The sequence below is a fragment of the Paraburkholderia bannensis NBRC 103871 genome (assembly GCF_000685015.1).
Lineage (GTDB): Bacteria > Pseudomonadota > Gammaproteobacteria > Burkholderiales > Burkholderiaceae > Paraburkholderia > Paraburkholderia bannensis.
The window spans coordinates 50,926-69,688 of record NZ_BAYA01000003.1 but is presented as its reverse complement, the minus strand read 5'-3'; the positions used below and the strand labels follow the sequence as shown (position 1 = coordinate 69,688).

Annotated in this window: 40 protein-coding genes; 23 read left to right on the top strand and 17 right to left on the bottom strand. The window is 62.8% G+C overall.

Going from position 1 to position 18,763, the window contains the following annotated elements:
* Window positions 1-14: 14 nt before the first annotated feature.
* The 17 genes from BBA01S_RS47505 to BBA01S_RS03425 all read right to left on the bottom strand — a co-directional run bounded on the left by BBA01S_RS47505 (window position 15) and on the right by BBA01S_RS03425 (window position 8,071).
* Entirely contained in the window at window positions 15-683 is a 669-nt protein-coding gene (locus BBA01S_RS47505) for a hypothetical protein (protein WP_027815213.1), read from the bottom strand.
* A gap of 41 nt (window positions 684-724) precedes the next feature.
* Window positions 725-2,209 (bottom strand): PBSX family phage terminase large subunit, encoded by a 1,485-nt coding sequence (locus BBA01S_RS03500; protein ID WP_042295873.1) that lies wholly within the window; start codon window positions 2,207-2,209, stop codon window positions 725-727.
* Entirely contained in the window at window positions 2,206-2,490 is a 285-nt protein-coding gene (locus tag BBA01S_RS03495) for a hypothetical protein (RefSeq protein ID WP_027815211.1), read from the bottom strand. Before BBA01S_RS03495 ends, BBA01S_RS03500 begins: the two co-directional genes overlap by 4 nt.
* A 3-nt stretch (window positions 2,491-2,493) precedes the next feature.
* Complete coding sequence (locus BBA01S_RS03490) at window positions 2,494-2,856, bottom strand: hypothetical protein (protein WP_245641410.1); 363 nt, start codon at window positions 2,854-2,856, stop codon at window positions 2,494-2,496.
* Window positions 2,857-3,017: 161 nt separating this feature from the next.
* Window positions 3,018-3,257 carry a hypothetical protein gene (locus tag BBA01S_RS03485; protein ID WP_027815209.1) on the bottom strand — a complete coding sequence of 80 codons (240 nt, stop codon included), beginning with the start codon at window positions 3,255-3,257 and terminating at the stop codon, window positions 3,018-3,020.
* A 33-nt stretch (window positions 3,258-3,290) separates the two neighbouring features.
* Complete coding sequence (locus tag BBA01S_RS03480) at window positions 3,291-3,545, bottom strand: hypothetical protein (protein ID WP_027815208.1); 255 nt, start codon at window positions 3,543-3,545, stop codon at window positions 3,291-3,293.
* A 70-nt stretch (window positions 3,546-3,615) separates the two neighbouring features.
* Entirely contained in the window at window positions 3,616-3,816 is a 201-nt protein-coding gene (locus BBA01S_RS03475) for a hypothetical protein (protein WP_027815207.1), read from the bottom strand.
* Window positions 3,817-3,818: 2 nt separating this feature from the next.
* Window positions 3,819-4,301 carry a RusA family crossover junction endodeoxyribonuclease gene (locus BBA01S_RS03470; protein WP_027815206.1) on the bottom strand — a complete coding sequence of 161 codons (483 nt, stop codon included), beginning with the start codon at window positions 4,299-4,301 and terminating at the stop codon, window positions 3,819-3,821.
* Window positions 4,295-4,609 (bottom strand): hypothetical protein, encoded by a 315-nt coding sequence (locus BBA01S_RS03465; RefSeq protein ID WP_027815205.1) that lies wholly within the window; start codon window positions 4,607-4,609, stop codon window positions 4,295-4,297. Before BBA01S_RS03465 ends, BBA01S_RS03470 begins: the two co-directional genes overlap by 7 nt.
* Complete coding sequence (locus BBA01S_RS03460; RefSeq protein ID WP_027815204.1) at window positions 4,606-4,890, bottom strand: hypothetical protein; 285 nt, start codon at window positions 4,888-4,890, stop codon at window positions 4,606-4,608. Before BBA01S_RS03460 ends, BBA01S_RS03465 begins: the two co-directional genes overlap by 4 nt.
* Window positions 4,887-5,222, bottom strand: coding sequence for a hypothetical protein (locus BBA01S_RS03455; protein ID WP_027815203.1), 336 nt, complete (start codon window positions 5,220-5,222; stop codon window positions 4,887-4,889). The genes BBA01S_RS03460 and BBA01S_RS03455 overlap by 4 nt, the downstream gene beginning before the upstream one ends.
* Complete coding sequence (locus BBA01S_RS03450; protein ID WP_027815202.1) at window positions 5,219-5,965, bottom strand: hypothetical protein; 747 nt, start codon at window positions 5,963-5,965, stop codon at window positions 5,219-5,221. Before BBA01S_RS03450 ends, BBA01S_RS03455 begins: the two co-directional genes overlap by 4 nt.
* Window positions 5,952-6,866 (bottom strand): hypothetical protein, encoded by a 915-nt coding sequence (locus BBA01S_RS47785; RefSeq protein WP_156965852.1) that lies wholly within the window; start codon window positions 6,864-6,866, stop codon window positions 5,952-5,954. Before BBA01S_RS47785 ends, BBA01S_RS03450 begins: the two co-directional genes overlap by 14 nt.
* A 58-nt stretch (window positions 6,867-6,924) precedes the next feature.
* Window positions 6,925-7,116: a hypothetical protein gene (locus tag BBA01S_RS03440; protein WP_027815200.1), complete on the bottom strand. Its 192-nt coding sequence runs from the start codon at window positions 7,114-7,116 to the stop codon at window positions 6,925-6,927.
* Window positions 7,117-7,365: 249 nt separating this feature from the next.
* Window positions 7,366-7,575: a hypothetical protein gene (locus tag BBA01S_RS03435; RefSeq protein WP_027815199.1), complete on the bottom strand. Its 210-nt coding sequence runs from the start codon at window positions 7,573-7,575 to the stop codon at window positions 7,366-7,368.
* On the bottom strand, window positions 7,572-7,811 hold the full coding sequence (locus BBA01S_RS39900) for a hypothetical protein (RefSeq protein ID WP_042295868.1): 240 nt from the start codon (window positions 7,809-7,811) through the stop codon (window positions 7,572-7,574). Before BBA01S_RS39900 ends, BBA01S_RS03435 begins: the two co-directional genes overlap by 4 nt.
* Window positions 7,808-8,071 carry a YdaS family helix-turn-helix protein gene (locus tag BBA01S_RS03425; protein ID WP_042295866.1) on the bottom strand — a complete coding sequence of 88 codons (264 nt, stop codon included), beginning with the start codon at window positions 8,069-8,071 and terminating at the stop codon, window positions 7,808-7,810. The genes BBA01S_RS39900 and BBA01S_RS03425 overlap by 4 nt, the downstream gene beginning before the upstream one ends.
* Window positions 8,072-8,157: 86 nt before the next feature.
* Here BBA01S_RS03425 and BBA01S_RS39895 point away from each other — a divergent pair, with 86 nt between their 5' ends.
* The 23 genes from BBA01S_RS39895 (at window position 8,158) to BBA01S_RS03315 (ending at window position 18,682) form a co-directional block, all read left to right on the top strand.
* The gene (locus BBA01S_RS39895; protein WP_084161782.1) at window positions 8,158-9,144 is read left to right on the top strand and encodes an XRE family transcriptional regulator; all 987 of its coding nucleotides are present in this window, start codon (window positions 8,158-8,160) and stop codon (window positions 9,142-9,144) included.
* On the top strand, window positions 9,141-9,563 hold the full coding sequence (locus tag BBA01S_RS03415) for a hypothetical protein (protein WP_027815196.1): 423 nt from the start codon (window positions 9,141-9,143) through the stop codon (window positions 9,561-9,563). The genes BBA01S_RS39895 and BBA01S_RS03415 overlap by 4 nt, the downstream gene beginning before the upstream one ends.
* Before the next feature lie 142 nt (window positions 9,564-9,705).
* Window positions 9,706-9,858 (top strand): hypothetical protein, encoded by a 153-nt coding sequence (locus BBA01S_RS46635; RefSeq protein WP_156965851.1) that lies wholly within the window; start codon window positions 9,706-9,708, stop codon window positions 9,856-9,858.
* Entirely contained in the window at window positions 9,851-10,171 is a 321-nt protein-coding gene (locus BBA01S_RS03405) for a hypothetical protein (protein ID WP_042295864.1), read from the top strand. The genes BBA01S_RS46635 and BBA01S_RS03405 overlap by 8 nt, the downstream gene beginning before the upstream one ends.
* Entirely contained in the window at window positions 10,168-10,293 is a 126-nt protein-coding gene (locus BBA01S_RS48415; RefSeq protein ID WP_281176932.1) for a hypothetical protein, read from the top strand. The genes BBA01S_RS03405 and BBA01S_RS48415 overlap by 4 nt, the downstream gene beginning before the upstream one ends.
* A gap of 19 nt (window positions 10,294-10,312) precedes the next feature.
* Window positions 10,313-10,570: a hypothetical protein gene (locus BBA01S_RS03395; RefSeq protein WP_027815194.1), complete on the top strand. Its 258-nt coding sequence runs from the start codon at window positions 10,313-10,315 to the stop codon at window positions 10,568-10,570.
* Window positions 10,570-10,695, top strand: coding sequence for a hypothetical protein (locus BBA01S_RS48410; protein ID WP_281176931.1), 126 nt, complete (start codon window positions 10,570-10,572; stop codon window positions 10,693-10,695). The genes BBA01S_RS03395 and BBA01S_RS48410 overlap by 1 nt, the downstream gene beginning before the upstream one ends.
* A complete protein-coding gene (locus BBA01S_RS03385) occupies window positions 10,686-10,922 on the top strand; it encodes a hypothetical protein (protein WP_027815193.1) in 237 nt (78 codons plus the stop codon). The genes BBA01S_RS48410 and BBA01S_RS03385 overlap by 10 nt, the downstream gene beginning before the upstream one ends.
* Window positions 10,919-11,068 carry a hypothetical protein gene (locus BBA01S_RS46630; protein WP_156965850.1) on the top strand — a complete coding sequence of 50 codons (150 nt, stop codon included), beginning with the start codon at window positions 10,919-10,921 and terminating at the stop codon, window positions 11,066-11,068. The genes BBA01S_RS03385 and BBA01S_RS46630 overlap by 4 nt, the downstream gene beginning before the upstream one ends.
* Window positions 11,065-11,358, top strand: a complete 294-nt coding sequence (locus tag BBA01S_RS03375) for a KTSC domain-containing protein (protein ID WP_027815192.1) — start codon at window positions 11,065-11,067, stop codon at window positions 11,356-11,358. Before BBA01S_RS46630 ends, BBA01S_RS03375 begins: the two co-directional genes overlap by 4 nt.
* Window positions 11,359-11,383: 25 nt before the next feature.
* Window positions 11,384-12,352: a phage recombination protein Bet gene (bet, locus tag BBA01S_RS03370; protein WP_027815191.1), complete on the top strand. Its 969-nt coding sequence runs from the start codon at window positions 11,384-11,386 to the stop codon at window positions 12,350-12,352.
* The gene (locus BBA01S_RS03365; protein WP_042295859.1) at window positions 12,352-12,957 is read left to right on the top strand and encodes a hypothetical protein; all 606 of its coding nucleotides are present in this window, start codon (window positions 12,352-12,354) and stop codon (window positions 12,955-12,957) included. The genes bet and BBA01S_RS03365 overlap by 1 nt, the downstream gene beginning before the upstream one ends.
* The gene (locus BBA01S_RS03360) at window positions 12,920-13,720 is read left to right on the top strand and encodes a hypothetical protein (RefSeq protein ID WP_042295857.1); all 801 of its coding nucleotides are present in this window, start codon (window positions 12,920-12,922) and stop codon (window positions 13,718-13,720) included. Before BBA01S_RS03365 ends, BBA01S_RS03360 begins: the two co-directional genes overlap by 38 nt.
* Entirely contained in the window at window positions 13,717-13,902 is a 186-nt protein-coding gene (locus BBA01S_RS03355; protein ID WP_027815188.1) for a hypothetical protein, read from the top strand. The genes BBA01S_RS03360 and BBA01S_RS03355 overlap by 4 nt, the downstream gene beginning before the upstream one ends.
* 15 nt (window positions 13,903-13,917) lie before the next feature.
* Complete coding sequence (locus BBA01S_RS03350) at window positions 13,918-14,679, top strand: hypothetical protein (protein WP_027815187.1); 762 nt, start codon at window positions 13,918-13,920, stop codon at window positions 14,677-14,679.
* A 44-nt stretch (window positions 14,680-14,723) separates the two neighbouring features.
* Window positions 14,724-14,954 (top strand): hypothetical protein, encoded by a 231-nt coding sequence (locus BBA01S_RS03345; RefSeq protein WP_027815186.1) that lies wholly within the window; start codon window positions 14,724-14,726, stop codon window positions 14,952-14,954.
* Complete coding sequence (locus BBA01S_RS03340; protein WP_156965849.1) at window positions 14,951-15,526, top strand: hypothetical protein; 576 nt, start codon at window positions 14,951-14,953, stop codon at window positions 15,524-15,526. Before BBA01S_RS03345 ends, BBA01S_RS03340 begins: the two co-directional genes overlap by 4 nt.
* A 143-nt stretch (window positions 15,527-15,669) precedes the next feature.
* The gene (locus BBA01S_RS03335; protein ID WP_174479157.1) at window positions 15,670-16,116 is read left to right on the top strand and encodes a J domain-containing protein; all 447 of its coding nucleotides are present in this window, start codon (window positions 15,670-15,672) and stop codon (window positions 16,114-16,116) included.
* On the top strand, window positions 16,110-16,550 hold the full coding sequence (locus BBA01S_RS03330; protein WP_027815183.1) for a hypothetical protein: 441 nt from the start codon (window positions 16,110-16,112) through the stop codon (window positions 16,548-16,550). The genes BBA01S_RS03335 and BBA01S_RS03330 overlap by 7 nt, the downstream gene beginning before the upstream one ends.
* A complete protein-coding gene (locus BBA01S_RS03325) occupies window positions 16,547-16,906 on the top strand; it encodes a hypothetical protein (protein WP_027815182.1) in 360 nt (119 codons plus the stop codon). Before BBA01S_RS03330 ends, BBA01S_RS03325 begins: the two co-directional genes overlap by 4 nt.
* Window positions 16,903-17,454, top strand: coding sequence for a hypothetical protein (locus BBA01S_RS03320; protein ID WP_027815181.1), 552 nt, complete (start codon window positions 16,903-16,905; stop codon window positions 17,452-17,454). Before BBA01S_RS03325 ends, BBA01S_RS03320 begins: the two co-directional genes overlap by 4 nt.
* Window positions 17,451-17,774 carry a MerR family transcriptional regulator gene (locus tag BBA01S_RS47980; RefSeq protein WP_245641409.1) on the top strand — a complete coding sequence of 108 codons (324 nt, stop codon included), beginning with the start codon at window positions 17,451-17,453 and terminating at the stop codon, window positions 17,772-17,774. The genes BBA01S_RS03320 and BBA01S_RS47980 overlap by 4 nt, the downstream gene beginning before the upstream one ends.
* A gap of 17 nt (window positions 17,775-17,791) precedes the next feature.
* Window positions 17,792-18,682 (top strand): tyrosine-type recombinase/integrase, encoded by an 891-nt coding sequence (locus BBA01S_RS03315; RefSeq protein ID WP_062863694.1) that lies wholly within the window; start codon window positions 17,792-17,794, stop codon window positions 18,680-18,682.
* The last annotated feature ends 81 nt before the right edge of the window (window positions 18,683-18,763 follow it).

Below are 18,763 nucleotides of genomic sequence, written 5' to 3'. Positions count from 1 at the left end.
CGCGCCGCAGTGGGTTACGACAGGTCGGTGGCCTTGTAGTCGCCGGTCAGCGCGGCGTCCGTCGAGGCCTTCGAGTGCAGGTGCAGCAGCGTGCCGATGGCGAGCAGCTCGGTGCGCAGCTCGTCGACGGTGTCCTGCTCGAACTGATGCAGCTTGGCGAGCAGCCCGGCGAAACGGTCTTTCGCTTCGGCGTGCGAGTCCGCCTCGACCTCGACCTTGCCAGTGTTTTCGTTGATGGGGGCCGTCGGCTCGGGCGTCACGTCGGCTTCCTGGGCGGCTGCTGCGGCGGGGGCAGCTTCGGCAGCGGCGGTCGTCGTCTCGACATCAGCCGCTTCAGCATCGGGCGCGGCTACTTCAGCGGCGGTTTCCGTCGGCGCGACTTCGGCGGTTGCAGCTGGTTCATCGGCAGCCGTATCGGTCAGCGTTTCGGGAGCAGCGTCGTCGGTCGCCGGGGCAGCAGCCTCGGCGTCCGGCGTCGATTCAGCGGGGGGCGCGTCCGTGGTGCCGGTGGCGCTGTCGTCCGGTGCAGTCGTCGCAGACGACGTCGTGTCGCTTGCGGGGACGTCTGCCGCAGGCGATGCACCAGCGTTTGGGTCTTCTGCCGGCGCAGCGGCTGCGGTCACGTCGGACATGTAAAACGGCAATACCGCGCTCAAAGCGGCAATCAAAAGCGATTTACGCATGAATAACTCCGATTATCGGGATGAAACGGAAAATCGCCGCATTAAGCAGCGGCGGCAGCTTGAAGTGCTTCGCTTGAGATATTAAGGCCGTTGCGCCCTCGAATATAGCCGTCCATGCTGTATCGAATGCCGTCGATGTGGTGATTATGCTTGTCGACGATTATCGGGAGAATATCGCCGGTCTGTTTATCGACCTTGTACGAATATCTTTCGAACTCTTTAATCGTCTCGACGCAGCGCGGGTGAATCACGATTTCATCGAAGCCGCGCAGGAACGTAATACCGTCCTCGACGGAGCCGCCCCACTTCGCTGCGGCGCTGATGTTGAAGCCCTGCTTCGCGACCAGGCTGATGGTCTCTGGCCGCGCCGAATCGGCCTTGATCTTCCACTGCCGTGCGCCGGGGATGCCCGGGTATTTCAGCGCGTCGCCCGGCTGCCACTGCTCGCGCTGCTTCGGCCGCATGCCTTCGTTGCCCGCGAACAGCTTCCAGATCTCGTCGAGGTCGACGCCTTTGCCGTTGTTCTGGCGCAGGCTGTTGGCCTCCCAGTCGATGAACAGCGTATTGCCGCGCACGAACGACCGGTTAAGCGTGGTCGGATCCTGCGCGAAGCCCCAGTCGGCGCCGAAGAAGAAGCGCACGTTGGCGGGCGTCTCGAACGCCTCGCTGCGCCACTTGCCAGCGAAGATGATTTCGTCACTGCGCCGGTTGAACTGCCCGAGCCAGATCCAGTTGTAGCGGTCTCTGTCGGTGCGCTCCATCTTGGCGCGCTCGATCTCCAGTTCCGCTGTGAACCAGGGGTTGTCGGTGTAGTTCGCGCGAATGATGAGGACTTCGTCGTCCTCGTAGCAGCCGTCATCGTCGAGCAGGTTTTCGTACGGGCCGATCAGGTCTACCCACGTCGGATCGGTCGGCTTGTTCGGGTTGAACGAAACGATGATCTCGGAGCCGGGCTCGCGGATCGTCGGCATCAGGACGCCCCACGACTCGCGCGAGACGGTCTCCGCTTCGTCCACCCAGGCCTTCGTGGCCTTGGCGAAGCCCTTGACGCCGGTGACGTTGCGATAGAGCCCGCGGAAGCTGAAGCTGCTGCGGGTGGCCGGCACGCGGATGATCTTGCGCCCGACCACGAACGAGCCGGACAGGTCGCGGCGCTCGATCTCCTCGGACAGCTCGGCATGGCTCGATTCCTCGATCGAATTCTGGATCTCGCGCAGGCAGAGGACACGCTCACGGCGCGCCGACGCCTGGGCTGTCAGGATCGACACAATGCTCCGCGTCTTGGCCGAGCCACGGCCGCCGTAGACGATCTTCAAGCGCTTCGGGTAGATCAGGCGTTCGAGCTTTTCGGGGATCAGGACGGTGGGCGGCGCGTCGGTGACGTTGCCGTCGATGTCGACGCGCCGGATGATCTCGCGCTGCATGTTGCAGATGCCGAACACGGCCGGTTCGGCTTTGGTCGCGATGCCCTTGAAGTACTGCTCGACGCGGGCAATCGCGGCATACGAGATCCGGCGGCGGCTCATGCGAGAAACGCCGCTTCAATTCGAATTTCGTCAGCAAGCGATACGCCGCTGATCGGCCGCAACCACGAGTCCAGCAAACCGCCATCGAGGAACATCACGCCGTGATCGTTGAACCACGCGCGCTTCCATTTGCACCACCATGCTGGCCGTTGATCCCAGCACGCCTCCGGCCCGCGCGGCGGAACAAAACTGACGACCTCAACCACCAGTCCGTCAAGCGTCTTGCGCGGCCAGTCAGCAGGCACGACAACAATCGCCATGTCTCCCGCTTTGACGTTCATGGCTCACTTATCCTGCGCGAGCTGGCGCTCAATGGCCGCGAGGCGGTCGGCGAGCTCGCTGATTTCCAGCACGTCGAGCTTCGCGCGGATCATGTTCACGAGCATCTGGCCGACGTCGGCGGGCACCTTGCCGAGCGAGACTGCTTTCATGATCGCGTCGACCTGATCGACGGGCGAACCGGTCTCGGGGAAGTCGAAGTGCACCTCCGGCGTGACGGGGCGCGCGACCGGCGCAACGCGCATCATCAGCTCTTTCATGAGCACGACGTCGCCCTGATTGACCGCGCGTGTCGCGATTTCCTGATAAAACGCGCCCTCATTTTTGCCGGTGACCTTTTTAATCGCCTCCAGCATTTTCGTGCGCACGTCTTTTCCGCGTCGGCTTTTCGGCTGATTCGTTTTCGAAAATTGCGTGCTGGGGTTCCCGTTGCCTGCCATATCGTTCTCAATCCCGAGTTATCGGATGTCGGTTTGATTATCAGATAAACGGACGCCATAAAATCGACGCCCGATTATCTCGGGCGAAATCAGTACGGCGCGAGCGCGAATTCAGCGGCCTCGTTGGCGACGGCTTCGAGCACGACTGCGGCGCGCGCCGGTTCGAGCGGCGTGAGCTGCTGCGACAGGAACAGCATCGTGTGGAAGCCAGCGAAGAACGCGCGGCGGGCGGCGGCGCGCTCGGCCGCAGTGGCGTCGGCCGCCACGGTGCGGCGCTCGAAGATCTCCCAGGACGACTGGATGGCGGTGCGGGTGTTGGACGTCTGCATGGTGGCCTCAGGTGGCGGGTGTAAAAGCGGAAGTCAGGCTCGACGCAGCAGCGTGCCGACGGGGACGTTGTGGTCGAGAATATGGATCTGGCCGTTTTCCCGCACCTTGGCGACAGGCTGCGCATCGGCATCTTTCTCATCGAACTGCGCATCCACCGCGTGCGCTGCGGCGATCACAGCCTTCGCACCGCGCACGACTTCCCTCTCATCGTGGCCTTCCTTGGCAAGTTCGCGCGCCACGTTCATAGCCTCGTCGAACGCACGATTCTGTTGCTCTTTCGTCAGCATGGTTTCCTCGCATGGTTTCGCCCGTGTCGCAGGAGCCAGCGGCCGAGTGCGCATCGGCGTAGCGTGGTGCTCAGTGCGACGGCCGTTCGACCGTCTTCGCTCGGACGCCCCGCATTACCCGGCGCGTCACACGTTTCATGTCGGGCTCGAGCTGGGTGATTTGCGCAATCAGCCACACCGTCTTGAGGTATGGCCGCACCCACCATGCGATGCGAGCATTGAACGTAACGATGATCGTGGTATTGCCGAATCGGATCTTCTGCCGTTCCATCGTCAAACCTCCAGCGGATCGAAGAGATCGGCGCGCGGCGTGGGCAACTCCAACGCGGCCTGCGGCTGCGCGGCAGCAATCGGCTCGATCGTCACCACGACGCGAGCCTCGCCATCCGGCTCGCAGCGATCCGCGCTGTCCGACCAGATCCACTTGTCGTCGACGATCAGCACGCCCTTGAACGCGTCGTAGAGCACCTTGCGCGCGTTGTCGATGTCGATGCACATGACGTTGTCGTCCCAGTTCGAGCCGAGCTTTCGCTGCCGCGCCTGCCAGTCCTTCGGGCGCTGCGGATAGAGGTCGAGGTGGATCTTCACGCGGCCGTCGATGGGCTTGCGCACGCCAGCGTCGCGCAACAGCCACGCGATCTCGGTCTTGAACGCCTTGGCTTCTTTCGTCGGCACGATCATCGCGCGGCCGTTGATGGTCACCGGGCGCCAGTATTTGTTCGCCGACAGCGGATACGGCAGCGTGACGGTCAGCATTGCAGCGCCCTCGTGTCGTTGTTCGCCTTCAGCCGATCCGCGATGGCGCGCAGCACGGCCATTTCCTCGTCGCTGACCTTCACGCCCGCCAGGCGGATGAAGCTGTGCTCGATCAGGATGCACTGCTCGGGGCCGCGCGCGGCGCGGTCGTCGGTGGCGAAGCGCATGCCAGCGAGGATCGCCTCCTGCAGGATCGCGACGAACTGCGTGGTGCTGCCGGGCAGTCGCGCGCGGTCGATGCTGGCGAGGCTGCGCGCGGTCTTGAGCGCGTGGCGATCCCACTCGGCGGGGATGGTGTGTGCGGTCATGCGGGCACCTCGTCATGGACGTCATCAGTCACTGGCACGCCACTGATCGGGCGCATCCACGCATCAGGACACCAGGCGTAAGTGTCGTGTTCCAAACGTGCAATCACGCCGCCATTGATTTCGATAACGCAGGGAGACGCAGCGTCACCAACAATCCGCGTATTCCAGGAAGGCATATCCATAACAACTTCAAACTGCGGCAAAACTTCGACAATGCGGCCGATATTTTCAACGCAGTAGGCTCTCGTTATGAAAGCCAAGTCACCCGGTTTGCAGTTCATGCATCGGTCTCCGTGAAGGCAGGCTCGGCGTGCGTCGGGCCGACCACGCCAGCGGTGGGAATGGATTGCTGACGGCCGATCTCGTGCGTGTGGCCGATCAGCTCGTCCTCAAGGGCTTTGATGTCCGCATACCCGGCGCCAGTGCGGCGCGCGAGCAGCAGCGCGTCGACGACGCCGCGGTGACGGTTCAGCTCGGCGGTGATCGCATCGTTGACGGCCGCATTGGCGCGGAAGTGGCAAACGCAGAACCACTTGCCGCCCACGCCGAACGAGCCCAGCAGCGGGCAACCGTAGGCGGCGCAGGTGTCGGTGCGGACGTCGTCGAGGCTCATGCGTGGCTCGCCTCGTACGCGGCGACGCGAGCGGCCGTCTGCTGCTTCGCGCGGGCCAGGTCGTCGATCGCCTCACGTGCGCGCTCGGCTCCGGCCACTGCTGCGCGTGCACTCACCGCCCCTATCCCGGCACAGATCGAGCGCAGTTTCGCGAGCTGCTGCTCGGCCTGCGGCGTGACCGCCGATTCTTCGCTGGGCCCGGCCAGCAAAGGCACAGCGGCTTTCGCGTGAGCGATCGACAGGCGGTTCTGCCGCACCGCTTCGGTGACGATTTGTTCGCGCTGCTCGACGTCCCAGCCCAGCGTGACGACCCATTTCGCAGGCGTGTTCAAGGCTCGTGCACGGTCTAAAACGTCGGCATAAGCGGCCCGAAATGCCATTCGAGCAGCAGTTTCGTCACCGTCAGCAAGGTGCGAAATCTTTCCCCAAGCCTCGGCGATTTGCGAATTCCAGACGACGGTGTTGCGCTCGTCGAGCAGCCGCACGGCAATCGACCATGCCTCGTCAGGTTGCACGTGACCGTCGGATTCGCGCGGCAGCAGCTTCAGGATCGCAGCAGGAACTGGGGGGAATTCGCTCGTGTCGATGTGGCGCGAGAACGCTGCACATACGACTTCGATCGGGAAAGGCTCAAGCTTCGTCCACCAGACGGTGAGGACATCGCCGCTGGGCAGTGGCTTGCCGAACGTCTCGAACGTGCGGGCGAGCACTGCGAAAAATTCCTTGCGGTCAGTGGCTTTCATGGGCTGTCTCCATGTCGATCGTGCGTCCGTCGTCCTGCGGCTCTTCACCGAGCCATTCGCGCGCTACGCGCTCGTTCTGCATCCGGATGCGGTCGCTCTGCGTGAGCGGCGTTCCGCTGCCCTGCGCCGGCGGGTTGTCGTCGATCGCGATGAACGCGTCGATTTTTTCGGCATTGCGAAGGATCAGGTCGAGGCCGTTGTACTTCGTCTTCCGGTCGTTTTCGCCCATGTGGAACGGCGAGCGCGAGCAGCCTCGAATCGCTTTGCAGACGTCGGCAGGGCTGTAGCTTTTGAGCGCCTGCCGGATCATTCGACGGCGCTTGTCGTCGAGCGAGCTGCGAGGCGATTGCATCCGCTGCTGCCAGTACGAAAAAATTTCCTCGACGGGATCGGATTTTTTCGGAGCGTCCGGAACGAGCGAGAGCGACATCGTTGTTGGCTCTCTCTCTGGCTCTGGTTCAGGCTCTGGTTCAGGCTCTGGTTCAGGCTCTGGTTTTCGATAGGCTTTGGGAGTGGTATCGAAAGGGTTCGCAAAGGGTTTGAATTTGGCCAGTTTTTCGAGGCTGAATCGCGGCTCAAATTCGGCTACAGCCCAAGCCAGTAAAGGCTTTACGCCACATTCGTCCGGAATCTGGTCGAACAATTTTTCAGCAGCCTTCACCACATTCGGGTTTTCAGGCTGGTTCCACTTCAAAAACTTGTGGATAACTAGCCAATTAGACCCTTCGGAAAGGGTTGCCCAACCCTTTCGATACAGTTCGGCAAACCCTTCCATAACCCTTTGCAAAGGCCAGTTGAGGTCGTCCGAAACGTAGGCCGGCGGCACGCGAAAACAGCCCAGCATGTTCGAATGCGGGCTCGTCAAAAGATAGGATGCGAGTGTACGGCCATCCTCCGTCATGGATCGGATGTCCTGGCTCGTCCAGAAAGATGCGTGGATTTTTCCGTATTCGCGCATATCAGCACCTGCGATTCATGAGGTCGTGCATCGAGATGCCGAGACGCAGGCACGAGAGAACGAGCGCCGTGAAGACCGCGGCGCGACGTTCAGGCGTGCTCATTTGAGATGCGAGCGCGAATGCGCGATGCCAGATCACGACGTCGTCGTCGCAGACCTGGCGAAAGGTGAGCTGATTCGGGATTTGATTCATGCGGCCTTCTTGCGGCGAGCACGCGTGAGCCCGAGCTTTCGAGCCTTCGCGTACAGACCAGCGTGCGTATGGCGCGCGAGCAATGCGCGCAGGTCATCAATGCGAACGGCTCGCGCATACTCTCGCGCGAGCGTTGCGATTTCGGTTGTTGTCCATCGGCTCACGCCTTCCCCCGAAGAACACGGCCCAGCACCAGCGCGGCAACACACGCCACTACGCACCAGGCGGCAAGAGCTTTCACAAGAAGCATCACGCGTCCTCCGCGTCAGTCCCTGTTTGTCCCGCGATGGGACGCTGTTCGAACTCGATCACGGCTGGGTGCAAAGCCCCGTAGGCGCTGCGCAGCACGTGATAGCCGAGAAAATCCGCACCCGAAACGCCCCGCGCTGCGGCGCGCGTCGCCAGATCGGCGGCCTCCGCAATCGGCAGCAGCACGGGCTGCTCGACCTTTTCGCTCATGCGTTCACCGCCGGGCCGTTGTGTCCCACGTCGGCACTGACGGCGACGAGCTGCGGCGGCAAAGTTCCGACTGCGCCGAGGAGAAACAGCTCGGCGATGCGGTTAAGCGCGGCGGAATCACTGTCGATACCGTGCAACACCTTCCAGGCCTGCATGGCCTCGTAGGGACGGTCGCTCATCCGCGTTTTGACTTCGTTGCGATAGGCCGCTCGGCGGCTGGCTGGTGTGGATCTCATGCCGCCGCCGATTCGGTCGAGGTTGCCCGGACGTAGGCCCAGTCAACCGTGTTGTTCAGGACTTCGCACTTCACCCGGCCGCCCGAGAACTTCTCGATCTCCGGGCAGTGTTCCGGAGCGAAATTGCCGCGACGGATGAAGTCGTAGATGGCGCCGCGCGACAGCCGCAGATGTTCGGCCAGCGCGCTGGCCCCCCCGGCCAGTTTTACGGCGTCGCGCAGTTCGTCTTGCCGCGCGCCGCCATTGGTAGCTTCGTCCATGACGATTCGCTCCGAATTTGTGAAGAGTCGCTACACATGATAGGCGAAGCAATACTACACAATCAAGTGTTAAGTTTCCCTGCACTATGAATATGGGTTCTTTAATTCGCGAAAAGCGCAAGGCGCTTGGCTTCACGCTTCAGGAAATTGGCGATGTTTTCGGCATTTCCCGAAGCGCAGTGGCCTCCTGGGAACGCGGCGACACGCGGCCAGACCAGGACAAACTCATCGCTCTGGCGAGGAAGCTGCGCACGTCCGTGCAGTATCTGGTGACTGGCGACAAGCGCTACGATCTCACGCAGCCACTCGTCCTGAATCTTTCGAAGGCAGGCGACGAGCCAAGCTTCGTTCAGGACGTGCCAGGCACCTCCACTGCTGTTCCACGTGTTTTGATCGACGGTTTTGCCACCCCAGAACTTGATGAGCGAATGCGGCTCATCATTTCCGAGGCGCGCGCGACGCCCACGCAGCTAGCCGAGTCGGCTGGTGTGGACATCGATACTGTCCTGACGTGGCTCGACGGAAGCGGGAAAATTAAACTTGAGCACGCGGTAGGCATACAGCAGCGCTTCGATTACAACCCGGTTTGGCTTCTCACGGGTCGAGGCGAGAAGAAGATGCCGGGCATTCATCATGACGATCCCTTCGATCCAATTCCGGTGCCGGAGGGCGTTCGCATTCCAGTAGTGGGGACAGCACAGTTGGGAGACGATGGACACTGGGCCGAGCTGGACTATCCGGTCGGTCATGGGGACGGTTACCTCGACTTCCCGTCGAAAGACCGTGATGCGTACGGCATTCGCTGCAAGGGCGACTCGATGATGCCGCGCATCAAGGATGGCGAGTTCGTCATCGTCGAGCCGAATCGCAAGGTCGAGCACGGCGACGAGGTGCTCGTTAAGGCTAAGGACGGGCGCGTTATGGTCAAGATTTTTCTCTATGCTGCGCAGGGCCGCACGCACCTGATGTCGGTCAACACGGCACACATGCCTATCGCCATCAACTCGGATCAGATTGAGCGTCTGCATTACGTCGCCGCGATCGTGAAACCAGCCATGTGGCTTTTCGGATGAAACACGCCCTCGTCTCCCTAGCGCTTCTCGGCGCCTGCTCTGTGGCAAGCGCCGAGCAATGGATTGGCGCGCAAACGAGTGTCACCCAGATCGCACTCGACTATGAACGCAGTCCGGCGCTCGCCGACCAGAAGTACCGCAACGCAGAACTGACGATTCCGCGCGCAGCCGTTCTTGGCGCACCGGCCAGCTTTCCCTCAGGTCGCACGTACCTTCCGCTTATGGGCCTCGGTGCGGACGCTCCGGCTGTGCGAGCTATCCTGCCGTCCGCAGAAATCCCCGCTTCGATCGGAAAGAGCTCAGAGGTGAGCCTGACTTGCACGGTTCAGGGCCTTTATTCTCCAGATGGCCGCGCTGTCGCGTCTCAAAAGGATGGTCTTCTGGTGCTTGCATGCGGTAATTTGCGCACGCTTCGCTGACCCGAATAGCTGCGGTCTGCCCCGATCCCGCCCACGCGGGATTTTTTTCTACCCAATTGTGTAGCGACGCTTGACATAAAGCGAAGCATCTCTATACTTGCCTTGTGTAGCGAGACTTCACAGCGAGGAAGAAATGCGAATCGTGCTCTGGGACGAATTGGACGTCAAACCCGACGTCGAGCGCGCGCCGCGCTTCTACTGCGCCGAATGCCGCCGCGCGACGCTGTTCGATCGCGACTTGGACGGCTACCCGATCTGCCGCGAGTGCGCCGAAGACGAGGTCGAGCATGTGTGACGCCCAAGACCTCAAGCCCACGTGCGAAAAGTGCGGCGGCCACGGAATGATCGGCGGCTTGCTGCCTAACGGTGGAGGCTACGACGGCGAGGAATGCCCCGACTGCTCGAAGCCCACGTGCGACCTCTCGCGCGAGCTGCGCGGCTACGACGCCAGCGGCAACGCGATCGGAGCTGAGCGAAAGATGGCCCAGGCGGCTGACGCGATCGACGCACTGGTCGAGGCGCTTTCCACTATCGCCGCGCGCAACCCGCTGAAGTCGGGCGAGCGTCTGCTGCTGGATCTGGCGCTGGCCAAGACGGAGCTGTCATGAACGGCCCCTCCTATCGAATCGTCCTGCTGGCCAACGGCTACATGGAAATGGCGTTCGTCGGCTGGTCGCAGAAGTGGGTCTATCGACGCACCGTCGATTTCAACGATGTCGTGTGGTGCTAACTAAATACGGGGAACCAACGTGAGCGAACAGAAAACTCTCTACGTCGAAAAAAGCGGAAAGATTGCCGCCGACATAAAGGCGCTTGTGCGTGAGCTGCATCGCCAAATTGTGGCGCAATCGCACCCGTTCACGACGGAGTTTCGACTCGTCATAACGCACGAAGGTGCAGACGTCTCCTACGTCACGAAAGGCCCTGATTTTCTGGCTGCTCACGACGAGACGGCAGTCAACGTCCGTGGCGAGCGAATTGATCTGATGCCCGGAGCGCAGTCGTGATGCCCGCAACCGAACAGCAACTGCGCGGCACGTTGCTGCTGCTTTCCTTCACCGCCGGCGCGAGCCTGATGGGCGTCGCTGTCCTGGCCTTTCTCATGTGCACCAGGGGAATCGCATGCTTCTGACCATGATCGACTTGCGCACCATCGAAACGGGTGTGCGCCTCACCGATGCCGAGCGCATGGAAGCGCAGATGCGTCACCTTGCGGCCATGAACGCCGCAAAACTTGCGGCGAAAAAGGCACTCAATCGCCGCATGGGCCTCACGCCCATGGCGATCGGCACGATGTATGTGCCGCCGCACGTCGCGCGCCACTACCAGCACAGCGATTCGGTCGGGGGCGTGCTGTGAAGCGCATCCGTCAGTTCTCCGACGCACACCCGCTGCTCTCGGCGCTCGTCGGCATGGCCGCGCTGTTCCTGTTCGCGCTGGCCATGATGCCGGCAGACCCGCCGTATCTCGATCAACCCCACCACTTCAGCAAAGGTGCCGTATGAACACGCCCGCCGTTGAAACACCCGTGATCGCGATGGACGCGGTCGAATCGTCGCAGATCCACAGCATCGGCTACGACGCCGCCACGTGCACGCTCGCGGTTCGCTTCAAGAACCGCACGACCGGTGCGCCGACGTCGCTCTACCACTACTCGCAGTTCACGGCCGAGAACTGGGAAGCCTTCCGCGGCGCCGAGTCGTTCGGCTCGCACTTCGGCAAGTACATCAAGGCCTTCCCGCTGCGCTTCCCGTACGTGTGCATCGAGAAGATGCCCGCGCCGGTTGCCGAGTAACCCATCACCATCCACGAGGAACCCCATGTCCACCGCAGTCACAACCCAACGCGCGAGCCTGGTCTCGAAGTTCGCCGACAAGTACTCCATCGAGCCGACGAAGCTCATGGACACGCTCAAGTCCACGTGCTTCAAGCAGCAGAACGACAAGGAAGTCTCCAACGAGCAAATGGCCGCGTTGCTGATCGTCGCCGATCAGTACGGCCTGAACCCGTTCACGAAGGAAATCTACGCCTTCCCGGACAAGGGCGGCATCGTGCCGGTGATCGGCGTGGACGGCTGGGCCCGCATCGTCAACGAGCACCCCATGTGCGACGGCTTCGAGTTTTCGTATGCCGAAGAACTCGTCGACTTTTCCAGCAAGAAAGTGCCGGTCTGGATGGAAGTGCGCGTCTATCGTAAGGATCGCCAACGTCCGGTGATCGTGCGCGAGTACTTCGACGAAGTCGTGCGCCGCAATATGCAGCCGTGGCAATCGCATCCGAATCGCATGCTGCGCCACAAGACGTTCGTACAGGGCGCTCGCCTCGCGTTTGGCTTCGCTGGCGTTTTCGACGAAGACGAGGCGCAGCGCATCGTGGAGCGCGACATGGGCGCGGCCCAGGAAGTGCCCGCCGCTGTCCAGCAGCCGCAATCGCGCAGCCAGCGCGCGGCTGCAAAACCCGCGCTTGAACAGGCAGACGCCGACGGCGTTATTGAGCAACCCATCACGCACCGCGAAGCCGAGCCGGTGCAACAGAACGAGCAGCCCGCGCAGCAGCAACGCACGGCCGCCCCGCGCTCGCGCGCCCAGCGCGCCGAGCAGGAACAGTTCGAAGATGCACCGGCCACGCCGATCAGCGACAGCGTGCTGCGCGTGCTCAAGACGAAGATGGAGCAGAACGCTGTCGGCGAATCGGACATCCTGAAGAAATTCGGCTTCGATCTCGATGGCGTGACGACCGCGAATTACAACGCGGTGGTCGAGTTCATCGAAAACCCGATGGGGTCGTGATGCTCGCATTCGATCCTGTCGCGCACGCTTACACGCTCAGCGGCGAACGCCTGCCGAGCGTGACGCAGATGCTCGCGCCGCTTGTCGATTACTCGAAGGTGCCTGCCGCCGTGCTCGAACGCGCGCGCCAGCTCGGCACCGCCGTACACCGCATGACGGAACTGTACGACCTCGACGACCTCGACACCGACAGCCTTTCGGACGAGCTTCTGCCCTACCTCACCGCCTGGACGAAATTCCGCGCTGATACGGGTTTCGTGCCCGAGACGATCGAATGCCGGCTTCACCATCCGACGCTGCGCTACGCGGGCACGTCGGATCGCACGGGCCTGATCCGCGGGCGCCGTGCCGTCGTGGACATCAAGAAGATGCTCACGCTTGGCCCTGTGATCGGCCCGCAACTGGCCGCGTACAAGGAACTGCACATCAAGAACGGCACGCCAATCGAGGATCGATATGGCCTCGGGCTGCGCGCAGATGGGACGTATCGGCTCGTCCCCTTCAACGACAAGGGCGACTGGCCGGTGTTTCTGGCGCTCCTCACCCTTCGTAACTTCAAGGACAAACATGGAACCGCTTGCGAGTTTGCAAATTCAGCAGCCTGACCAGGCGCTGTTCAAGTCGGCGAGCAACGCGCTCGCGACGGCCAAGGCCTACACGATCGACAGCGCAGACATGCGCGACCTCGCCGCGCGCGAGCTCACGAAGATCAAGTCGATGCAGAAGAACCTCGACACGACGCGCAAGAACATCACGTCGCCGCTCGACGCCGTCAAGAAGTCTGTGATGGATCTCTTCCGCGCGCCCACCGATTACCTCGAACAGGCCGAGGCTGTGCTGAAGACCGCCATCAGCACGTACGACCGCGAGCAGGAGCGCCGGCGCATCGCCGAGCAGGCTGCGCGCGAAGAAGCCGCACGGCAGGAGCGCGCGCGTCTCGAACAGGAAGCAGCCGCGCGAGACGCCGCTGCGCGCGCCGAAGCCGAGCGCATCCAGCAGGAAGCCGAGGCTGCCGCGCAGGCCGGTGACGTCGAGAAAGCCGCGCGCCTCGAAGCTGAAGCCGTAAGCCGAGTCGAGCAAGGCGCTGCCGAGGTCGAGACGTTGCAGCAGACCGCCACGCTCATCACCGCACCGATCGTGGCGCCCATGCGCGCGACGAAGGGCGTGTCGACGCGCAAGGTCTGGAAGACCGAGATCACCGACAAGCTCGCACTGGTGAAGTTCGTCGCTGAGCATCCGGAATACCTCGAACTGCTCGACGCCAACATGCCGGCCATCAACAAGATCGGCCTGGCGCTCAAGGCCGCGTGCCCGATCGCTGGCGTTCGCGTGTTCGAGGACGACGTGATTGCTGCGAGGGCTGCATGACCGGCAGCAACGACCTCTGGCGCCTCGTCGAGCGCATCCGCCACGCCAACCTGTCCGTCGTTGATCGCGAACTGCTGCGCCCTGTCTTCGTCTCGTTCGACGCTGGCCAGACGCGCGCCATTCCTCCCATCGTCGAGTCGCGCATCCGCTTCTACGCCGCGCGCCAACCCGCAACCCGCTGAACCATTGGAGCCGTCATGAGCAAAATGCTGCAGTACGAAAACATCACCGCGAAACTCACGTCCGTCACGCCGCTGAGCGAGAAGCACGGCAACAAGCGCGTGCCCGCGCAGTCGCTGATCATGGAAGTGATTCTGCCGAATCGCCGCCTCGACGTGTTCGACGACGGCCTGCGTCACGCCTTCTGGAAGATCCCGGACGGCACCGAGCCACAGCCGACGCTCGGCATGGATCCGGACGACCTGGAAGGTCTCACCGAGCGCCGCTTCCCGTGGTTCCAGCAGGACATCGAGATCGAACGCGAGCTCGCTGGATACACGCTCATCATCGACTTCGGCATCAGCGACGACTCAGCGATCGAACTCGAAGCCAAGAAGATCGACGGCTTCAAGATCGGCGTTCGCGATCACGGCCTGTTTGCCCTGCGCCACCGCTTCATCGTGCACCCGACCACGATCGAGAAAGGCCAGATCGAAGAAATGCTCCAGCAGGAAATCAAGGTCACGCTGCGCGCGCCGAAGGTGCCGGAGCAAGGCGACCTGCTCGAACAGCCCAAGCGCGGGCGCGGCCGCCCGAAGAAGACGGCGGCAGAGAAGATCGGCGGCAGCGACGACCCGTTCGCGAACAGCGATATCGCCCAGGACGGCACGCGCATCGACGGCGCGCCCGAGGGTGAGCAGCAATCGCGCGACGGCGTGCACTGGCCGTTCCCGGGCCAAGGCGTCGAACCTGAAGGCGATCCGGCCGACGGCGTCGAGGCTGAAGAAGAAGCCGAGTAACCGGAATGCGGCGCTGCGTGCGCCGCTCAATCACGAGACCGATCATGCCGATCAAACCTGAGAACCGCGGGCGCTACCCGTCGAACTGGAAACAGATCCGCGCGCAGATCCTGGAGCGCGCGGGCAACTGCTGCGAGCAGTGCAAGGTGCGCAACCACGCGATCATCCAGCGCGGCTGGCTCGGCGACAAAGGCACGTACCGAAACATCGACGACGTACTTTGCCCGTGGTGCAGGCCAGATTCAGCGCCATGGATTAATGGGAGAGGGTTATGAGTGAAATTGTCACAGCCATGACCCCCAGTCCCGAAGGATTGAATATGACAGACGACACGATTGACGCGATATCGAAGGCGCTTCGCAAAGCATGGCAGCTTGGACAGACCTACTGGCAACAGGCCGACAGCGACTCGTATAAGCAGCAGGACAAGTCGTACGAAACGCAGCAGAAGTTCGAAACGCTTGTCGATGAGACGCGCGCCCTGCTATCTGCCAGCAAGCCTGCCGGGACGATGGATGGAACTTTCGCCTGCCCAATCTGCGGTAGAACCTCGCCGCACGAGCACACAAGCGAAGACGTTGCGCGTCATCGCGGCGCTGTGGTCAAACACAAGCCGGGACGATGGTCCATTAGCCCTCGGCCGACCAACCTTGACCGTTTCGACAGCGGCGCGATACTGGACCCAGACGGCAACAAGATTGCAACGATGAATCGCGGGAACGTGGAGAGAATTGTTACCGAACACAACCGTTGCATTGACGAATACGCACAGCAATCCAATTCCGCTCCCGCTCCTGCCACCGCCGCCCGCAAAGCCGAGATCGAGCGCAGCGGAGGTGATGCGTGACGACTGCATATCCGCTCCAATGGCCTGATGGCCGGTCGCGCACGCCTTCATATAAGCGCGCACGCGCATCGTTCTCGACAACGTTCGCTGCCGCCCGCGACAACCTGATCGCGGAAGTGCGACGCCTCGGCGGCCGCCACCTCGTGATCTCCACGAACGTTCCGCTGCGCCAAGACGGACTGCCATATGCGCGCTATGCGACGCTGGACGATGAGGGCGTGGCCGTCTATTTCACCATCGACGGCCGCCAGATGTGCTTCGCGTGCGACCGATGGAACAAGGTCGAGCACAACATGCACGCGATCGTGAAGACGATCGACGCGTTGCGCGGCATCGCGCGCTGGGGAACCGGCGACATGATGGCTGCGGCATTCACTGGCTTTTCAGCGCTGCCAGCGCCCGGCGCTCCGCGCACATGGCGCGAGGTACTGGGCCTGCACTCCGGCGAGCGCAACATGGACATCGTCCGCGCAGCATATCGTCTCCTTGCGCAGAAGCACCACCCGGATCGACCGGGCGGCTCCCACGACGCCATGACCGATCTCAATGCGGCATTGGCCGCCGCCGAGAAGGAGCTGAAAGCATGCTGACCTACGAAGAGATCCGCGCGTTCTCGGAGAGCGCATGCCAGACCGAAGGATGCCTCGCACCGCCCGAAGGTTTTGTCGCGACGCGTGAGCAGGTCGAGGAAGCCATTCGCGCTGCGCTCACGCATGCTCAAGAAAAAGGTAACCGCCCCACCATAGACGGCGACCAACCCGACGAATATCCCTTCCCCACGTCGCTGACGCCGCCGCTGCGCCGCGTGCTCAGCATGATGATGTGGGAGACCGAGCCCATCGCACACGCGCTGCGCGCCACCGGCCAAGACATCGCGCGCAAGGCCGAAGACGAACAGGCGGTCGTCCTGCACTGGCTCGTCGGCTTCGTGCTCAAGCACGGCGACGACTGGCATAAGCACGCGGCAATCGCGCTGCGCGCCATGACCGATTCGATGGGCAACGCCGGAGGCACACGGCCATGAACAGACCGCGCCTGAACGACTCGCTCGCGCCGGACAACGTCCTGTCTCGCATGCTGCCGGGCAAGACGTATGGCGCGTACGCGCTCGCCGCCAAGTTCCACGTACGAACGGCCACGATCCGCCCGGTGCTCGAACAGATGGTCGAGCGCGGCCAGCTCGAACTCAGCAGCGCGCAGCCGGGCACGGTCGGCTTTCGCCGCTCGAAGGCGTCGCTGGAGGCCGCCGACGTGCCGACCATCGCCACGAGCGTGGCCACGCCGCTGCGGCACGTGCAGCTCGAAGGCGAGCTGAAGGGCTATTCCACTGAAATCGCGCAGCGCATCGCGCTGTGCATGCTCGCGAGACCGAAAGCATGAGCAATCCTCGTCGCAAGCCGCACAACACGTTCACCAATCACGAAGTCGCGCTGATTCGCGAGCATTGGCCCACGCGTATGCCGATGACCGATCTGCTCGCACTGCTTCCGCGCCACACCGAGAACTCGATCACCGGATACGCGAACAAGAAGCTCGGGCTGAAGCGCCCGAGCGTGAGAACGATCAGGCCGGCATGGGAGCGCGTGCGCGCGATGCTTGAGCAGGAGCCTATGACGCAGGTCGAGATCGCCAGCGCGATGGGCTTCTCACGCACGCGGGCCTGCGAAATCCTGAAGTTGAATCGCGAGTCGGTTCACATCGTGGCGTGGCGCTGGCCAGAGGCGTTTGGGCGCGCTGAAGCGCTTTGGGCGCTCGTCAGCGCTCCCGATGCGCCGGAACCGATGGGTGCGAAGCGCCTGCGGCGCGGCGCATTACGGCGCGCGAATCCGTTTCTAGCAGCTGCCGGTCTCGTGCAGGCGCCCGCTGGCAGACCGGGCCGCGTCTACAAGCAATCCATGAGCGTCAACGATGAGGAGCAGGCAGCGTGACCGACAAAGCCCTCACCCTCAAGGAAGCTGCCGCGCTGCTCGGCGTCTCCTACTCGTGTCTCTATGCCCACCGGCTTGAAATGGGGTTTTTCCAGGTGGGCGCGAGCTGGCGCATCTGGCCAGACCGGCTGAAGAATCCAACGGAGTACAATCCGAGCCGACCGGCGCGGACGGAAAAAAGGAGTGAAAAATGTCAATCCGTAGGCGCAAAGGCTCCGACGTCTGGCACATCGATTTCCGCACGCCAGGCGGCGGCCGAGTTCGACAAACTAGTGGAACAACTGACAGGAAGGAAGCGCAAGAGCTGCACGACAAGCTGAAGCACGAGGCCTGGCGGGTGGCGAAGTTTGGCGAGAAGCCCCGCCATTACTTCGAGGAAGCGGCTACCCGGTTTCTGCGGGAGCGGCTGACGAAGACGACGCTCAAGAGCATGACCGCGCATCTGGAATACTTCTGCGGGATCTTCGGCGGCCGCGAACTGGCATCGATCACGCGCGTGGAGATCATGGACGCAATCCCGATACAGGCGGTTCGCAAGGGGCGCCACGCACCGCTGACGGCCGGCACGCGTAACCGTTACCTCTCGACGATCCGCGCCCTTTTCTACGACGCTGCGAAGGAATGGGAGTGGATCGACAAGGCGCCCAGCCTGCCGGAGCTGGAGGAGCCGACTGGCCGTATCCGCTGGATCACGCGGGACGAAGCCAAGCGGCTGCTGCGCGCGCTGACGGACGAGTGCATGCGGGACTGCACGGCGTTCGGGTTCCAGACCGGGCTGCGGCAGGGCAACATCCTGAAGCTGGAATGGTCACAGGTCGATCTGGTCGCGAAGCGCGCGTGGATTCACCCGGATCAGGCCAAGGCGCGCAAGCCGATCGGTGTGCCGCTGAACGAGGAAGCCGTCGCCATCCTGCGGCGCCAGATCGGCAGGAGCGACGAGTTCGTGTTCGTCAGCGCTGGCGAGCCGCTGGATAGCTGGGATGCGTGGGCGTGGAAGACGGCGTGCAGGCGCGCCGGCATCAAGAGCTTTCGCTTCCACGACGTGCGGCACACCTGGGCAAGTTGGCACGTTCAGGGCGGCACGCCGCTGCAGGTACTGAAGGAGCTGGGTGGGTGGGCGTCGTTCGAGATGGTGCTTCGGTATGCCCACCTGGCCCCTGACCATCTTGCGCAGCACGCGGGCGCGGTACTGATGCACGAACCGGCGAAGCTCGTGGCCGTGAAGTGACCCAGAGACGCATTCTGGGCGCAAAGCTGATGCGGCCTCCACGGAGAAAGCCGTGAAAGCCGCGCCAGACAAGGGTTTCAG

Coding starts and splice junctions, on each gene's coding strand:
- BBA01S_RS47505 (WP_027815213.1), bottom strand. CDS start 683: ATGCGTAAATCGCTTTTGATTGCCGCTTTGAGCGCGGTATTGCCGTTT.
- BBA01S_RS03500 (WP_042295873.1), bottom strand. CDS start 2,209: ATGAGCCGCCGCCGGATCTCGTATGCCGCGATTGCCCGCGTCGAGCAG.
- BBA01S_RS03495 (WP_027815211.1), bottom strand. CDS start 2,490: ATGAACGTCAAAGCGGGAGACATGGCGATTGTTGTCGTGCCTGCTGAC.
- BBA01S_RS03485 (WP_027815209.1), bottom strand. CDS start 3,257: ATGCAGACGTCCAACACCCGCACCGCCATCCAGTCGTCCTGGGAGATC.
- BBA01S_RS03480 (WP_027815208.1), bottom strand. CDS start 3,545: ATGCTGACGAAAGAGCAACAGAATCGTGCGTTCGACGAGGCTATGAAC.
- BBA01S_RS03475 (WP_027815207.1), bottom strand. CDS start 3,816: ATGGAACGGCAGAAGATCCGATTCGGCAATACCACGATCATCGTTACG.
- BBA01S_RS03470 (WP_027815206.1), bottom strand. CDS start 4,301: ATGCTGACCGTCACGCTGCCGTATCCGCTGTCGGCGAACAAATACTGG.
- BBA01S_RS03465 (WP_027815205.1), bottom strand. CDS start 4,609: ATGACCGCACACACCATCCCCGCCGAGTGGGATCGCCACGCGCTCAAG.
- BBA01S_RS03460 (WP_027815204.1), bottom strand. CDS start 4,890: ATGAACTGCAAACCGGGTGACTTGGCTTTCATAACGAGAGCCTACTGC.
- BBA01S_RS03455 (WP_027815203.1), bottom strand. CDS start 5,222: ATGAGCCTCGACGACGTCCGCACCGACACCTGCGCCGCCTACGGTTGC.
- BBA01S_RS03450 (WP_027815202.1), bottom strand. CDS start 5,965: ATGAAAGCCACTGACCGCAAGGAATTTTTCGCAGTGCTCGCCCGCACG.
- BBA01S_RS47785 (WP_156965852.1), bottom strand. CDS start 6,866: ATGACGGAGGATGGCCGTACACTCGCATCCTATCTTTTGACGAGCCCG.
- BBA01S_RS03440 (WP_027815200.1), bottom strand. CDS start 7,116: ATGAATCAAATCCCGAATCAGCTCACCTTTCGCCAGGTCTGCGACGAC.
- BBA01S_RS03435 (WP_027815199.1), bottom strand. CDS start 7,575: ATGAGCGAAAAGGTCGAGCAGCCCGTGCTGCTGCCGATTGCGGAGGCC.
- BBA01S_RS39900 (WP_042295868.1), bottom strand. CDS start 7,811: ATGAGATCCACACCAGCCAGCCGCCGAGCGGCCTATCGCAACGAAGTC.
- BBA01S_RS03425 (WP_042295866.1), bottom strand. CDS start 8,071: ATGGACGAAGCTACCAATGGCGGCGCGCGGCAAGACGAACTGCGCGAC.
- BBA01S_RS39895 (WP_084161782.1), top strand. CDS start 8,158: ATGAATATGGGTTCTTTAATTCGCGAAAAGCGCAAGGCGCTTGGCTTC.
- BBA01S_RS03415 (WP_027815196.1), top strand. CDS start 9,141: ATGAAACACGCCCTCGTCTCCCTAGCGCTTCTCGGCGCCTGCTCTGTG.
- BBA01S_RS03405 (WP_042295864.1), top strand. CDS start 9,851: ATGTGTGACGCCCAAGACCTCAAGCCCACGTGCGAAAAGTGCGGCGGC.
- BBA01S_RS48415 (WP_281176932.1), top strand. CDS start 10,168: ATGAACGGCCCCTCCTATCGAATCGTCCTGCTGGCCAACGGCTACATG.
- BBA01S_RS48410 (WP_281176931.1), top strand. CDS start 10,570: ATGCCCGCAACCGAACAGCAACTGCGCGGCACGTTGCTGCTGCTTTCC.
- BBA01S_RS03385 (WP_027815193.1), top strand. CDS start 10,686: ATGCTTCTGACCATGATCGACTTGCGCACCATCGAAACGGGTGTGCGC.
- BBA01S_RS03375 (WP_027815192.1), top strand. CDS start 11,065: ATGAACACGCCCGCCGTTGAAACACCCGTGATCGCGATGGACGCGGTC.
- bet (WP_027815191.1), top strand. CDS start 11,384: ATGTCCACCGCAGTCACAACCCAACGCGCGAGCCTGGTCTCGAAGTTC.
- BBA01S_RS03365 (WP_042295859.1), top strand. CDS start 12,352: ATGCTCGCATTCGATCCTGTCGCGCACGCTTACACGCTCAGCGGCGAA.
- BBA01S_RS03360 (WP_042295857.1), top strand. CDS start 12,920: ATGGAACCGCTTGCGAGTTTGCAAATTCAGCAGCCTGACCAGGCGCTG.
- BBA01S_RS03355 (WP_027815188.1), top strand. CDS start 13,717: ATGACCGGCAGCAACGACCTCTGGCGCCTCGTCGAGCGCATCCGCCAC.
- BBA01S_RS03350 (WP_027815187.1), top strand. CDS start 13,918: ATGAGCAAAATGCTGCAGTACGAAAACATCACCGCGAAACTCACGTCC.
- BBA01S_RS03345 (WP_027815186.1), top strand. CDS start 14,724: ATGCCGATCAAACCTGAGAACCGCGGGCGCTACCCGTCGAACTGGAAA.
- BBA01S_RS03340 (WP_156965849.1), top strand. CDS start 14,951: ATGAGTGAAATTGTCACAGCCATGACCCCCAGTCCCGAAGGATTGAAT.
- BBA01S_RS03330 (WP_027815183.1), top strand. CDS start 16,110: ATGCTGACCTACGAAGAGATCCGCGCGTTCTCGGAGAGCGCATGCCAG.
- BBA01S_RS03325 (WP_027815182.1), top strand. CDS start 16,547: ATGAACAGACCGCGCCTGAACGACTCGCTCGCGCCGGACAACGTCCTG.
- BBA01S_RS03320 (WP_027815181.1), top strand. CDS start 16,903: ATGAGCAATCCTCGTCGCAAGCCGCACAACACGTTCACCAATCACGAA.